5 protein-coding genes are annotated in these 2,997 nt (G+C 46.4%); 4 read left to right on the forward strand and 1 reads right to left on the reverse strand.

The window, feature by feature from the left end; all coding sequences use genetic code 11:
• Positions 1-16: 16 nt before the first annotated feature.
• A complete protein-coding gene (locus tag TY10_RS30180; protein WP_155985644.1) occupies positions 17-187 on the reverse strand; it encodes a hypothetical protein in 171 nt (56 codons plus the stop codon).
• Positions 188-394: 207 nt separating this feature from the next.
• Between TY10_RS30180 and TY10_RS01130 the strand changes: the two genes are divergently transcribed.
• The 4 genes from TY10_RS01130 to TY10_RS01145 all read left to right on the forward strand — a co-directional run.
• The gene (locus TY10_RS01130) at positions 395-778 is read left to right on the forward strand and encodes a GntR family transcriptional regulator (RefSeq protein ID WP_042159734.1); all 384 of its coding nucleotides are present in this window, start codon (positions 395-397) and stop codon (positions 776-778) included.
• 3 nt (positions 779-781) lie between these two features.
• Positions 782-1,483, forward strand: a complete 702-nt coding sequence (locus tag TY10_RS01135; protein WP_042159736.1) for an ABC transporter ATP-binding protein — start codon at positions 782-784, stop codon at positions 1,481-1,483.
• Complete coding sequence (locus TY10_RS01140; RefSeq protein WP_042159738.1) at positions 1,480-2,244, forward strand: hypothetical protein; 765 nt, start codon at positions 1,480-1,482, stop codon at positions 2,242-2,244. Before TY10_RS01135 ends, TY10_RS01140 begins: the two co-directional genes overlap by 4 nt.
• 241 nt (positions 2,245-2,485) lie before the next feature.
• Positions 2,486-2,997, forward strand: a 512-nt coding sequence (locus TY10_RS01145) for a prenyltransferase (RefSeq protein ID WP_238327397.1), incomplete at its 3' end; no start/stop codon positions are given.

Here is a 2,997-nt window from a genome sequence, read left to right on the forward strand (position 1 = left end):
TGAATTCGCAAAATGGTCATGTAGGAGCATGACCATGGCCAACAGCGAAATTCACTTCGCTAAATTGAAACCAAGCGTTCACGGCTAGTTGAACAGCGAAATTGTCTTCGCAAATTAGCGAAGCAGGCTCGCTGTAGTGCAGGGTAGCGTCGCTGTAAGAGAGGTTGCTGCCGCTAGCTGCAGCCACACCTGTACCTCTTGCATTACACGCCCCCAGCCGCGAAAAGCCCGCCATTTCACGGCTTTTAAACCACTATTTCCGCCATTTAAGCGGCTGCAGAAATATTTTTCACACTCCCCCTTTACACAACTACAAACATAGTGTACTATTTACCTATAACACCAACACAATAATACAGTGGCAGCACAAACTGCTATAAGGAGGATCGCCATTGTGACGATGGAATTTGATAACAATCAACCGATCTATTTGCAGATTATGAATCATATGAAGCGGCAAATTATTGCCGGCAAGCTTAAACCGGGAGACAAAATCGATTCGGTACGAGAGCTTGCAGCGGAGCTGCAAATTAATCCGAACACGATTCAACGAACGTTTCAAGAGCTGGAGCGGGAAGGCATTGTGGAAACAAAACGCGGCTTAGGCCGGTATGTGACAAGTGAGGAGTCGACCATTATGAGCATAAAGAAGGAAATGGCGGGCGATTTGCTGGATCGCTTTGTGATAGGCATGAAAGAGCTTGGTTTTGAAAGCAAAGATATTATCACCATCGTCTCGGAAGCGGTGTCCGATAAGGATAAGAAAGGTAGTGAGTGATAGATGAGCAGTATTTTGAAATTATCGTCGGTCTCAAAGCGTTACACTTCGCGGGATGCCCTGCATAACGTTTCATTTGATCTACAAGCTGGTAAAATCGTTGGTTTACTGGGCAGCAATGGCAGTGGTAAAAGTACGATTATGAAAATGGCCTCCGGCCTGCTGCAGCCATCGTCGGGTACGATTACCGTTAACGGGCTCCCAGTAGGAACGGCTACAAAAGCTGTAACCTCCTTTATGCCAGATCGTCCGATGACTGAAAGCTGGATGCGGGTTAAGGACGCGGTACTTTTTTATCAAGACTTCTTCTCGGATTTCGACAAAACGAAGGCGACAGAGATGCTTCGCTTCATGAATGTGAAGGAAGATGAGCGCGTCGGTGCACTCTCCAAAGGGATGAGTGAACGACTGCATTTGTCACTGGCGCTCTCCCGTAACGCCAAGCTTTATTTACTGGATGAACCAATTGGAGGCGTTGACCTCGTTGCGCGCGATAAAATTTTAGACGCGATCCTGCAATATTACAGTGAGGAAAGCTGTTTGGTAGTATCTACGCATCTCGTCAGCGATATTGAAAGGATTTTCGACGAGGTCGTATTTATTCGCAATGGTTCGGTCGTACTTCATGAGGAAGTCGAAACGATCCGCATGAAGCACGGCAAGAGCGTAGAAGAGAAATTCAAGGAGGTATATGCGGAACTATGAACAATCTGCTTAAAATAATGAAGTATGACTGGAAGCGCAACAGTGTGGCGTTCACGACATTTACAGCCGTTTTTGCCATCGTGCAGCTGTTCCTTTTATTTAGCCCTAGTCTGTTGAATTGGAACGCGAATATCGTATATATATTTAGCTCTGTAGGCTTCATAGTACCTGTCTCTATGATTGTTGTATTCATGTGCAGAACGTATGCAGCAAACCTTTCCTCCTACAGCAGACGTCTCATCCCGGTATCGGGCGGGTGGACGATCGCTTCTCCGCTTGTATTAGGATCGATAGCGCTTATTCTTTTGCCCTTTGTTTTTTATGGATATAGCGAGCTTTACAATGCTGTGACAGGCTCAGACTTCCATATCATGAATCCCATCGTAGATTCGTTCTCTAACGCAGCGGCCGCTTTGATTATCTATTTTTGGACCTTGCTTTTCTTGACGATCGCAATCCAGTTCAGTATTACGCTTGCCAAATCTGTTTCGATGAAGAAATTAGGTCCATGGCTCGGTATTGCGGCGTTCTTCATCATTCAGATGATTGTATCGTGGATGGATAAATTGCTGTTCGATAATAACGGCAGTAACGGCAGTTTCAATTTTGTAGCGGAAACGGACTCGGCAGCGAATGTCATCAGCTATCAAGTTCAATTATGGAATACGCAGTTATGGGGTTCGGCAATCATGCAAGCAGCCGTTGCGGCTATCATGTTTTACGCAATGGTCAAACTGTTGAACAAACGTGTTCAGCTCTAGCTCTTGCTTCCTCAATATGCTAGTAATTCTCGCCAGCAGGTATATGAGCATCCTGCCCCTAGTAATCAGTGCCAAAGAACGATTCCGCAATTGCCGGAATCGTTCTTTTTGTCATTTTTTGAGCCATTCGCCCTATTCTTGCTGTTGACGCTCAGCTGGGGGAGTGGTTCAATTAATAGTGGACACGATGATGATTAACCGCTGCCTTTCATAAAATGAGACAGCAGAGGAGATAGCAAAAATGGAAATGAGCATTGCGAAGCAATTTATGAAAGCCGCCCGCATTCGAGTGCTGCCGGTCATGCTGATTCCCGTTGCGCTTGGCGCTTTGGGAGCTTTTGTATGGGATGGCAAGCTGAACTTGTGGCTGCTTCTATTAACGCTGATTGGCTCGGGAGCGGTCCATTTGTTCTCGAATATGATTAATGACTTATGGGACTATTACAACGGTACCGACGATGCAGCGAATACGACAGCAGGTGCGATATCGACGAATTCCGGTTTCCTGACGAAAGGAACCTGGCAATTGCGAACGTTCGCCGCTGTTACTTGGGGGCTATTCGCGCTGGCTGCTGTATGCGGCATTATATTATCGTTTTTGAGCGGCTGGATGGTTCTGGTGTTTGGTGTACTTGGCGCGTTGCTCGCCTACTTCTATGTAGCGCCGCCTATTAAATTTGGTTACAGGGGAAAGGGTTACAGTGAGGTTGCGATTCTGCTGTCGTTCGGTATTCTTCCTGTTGCAGGTGCTTA

The sequence above is a fragment of the Paenibacillus gorillae genome (genome assembly GCF_000513275.1).
Classification (GTDB): domain Bacteria; phylum Bacillota; class Bacilli; order Paenibacillales; family Paenibacillaceae; genus Pristimantibacillus; species Pristimantibacillus gorillae.

What these genes read in the sequence shown, in the direction of transcription:
- TY10_RS01135 (WP_042159736.1), top strand. Translation starts at nt 782, where the DNA reads ATGAGCAGTATTTTGAAATTATCGTCGGTCTCAAAGCGTTACACTTCG.
- TY10_RS01140 (WP_042159738.1), top strand. Translation starts at nt 1,480, where the DNA reads ATGAACAATCTGCTTAAAATAATGAAGTATGACTGGAAGCGCAACAGT.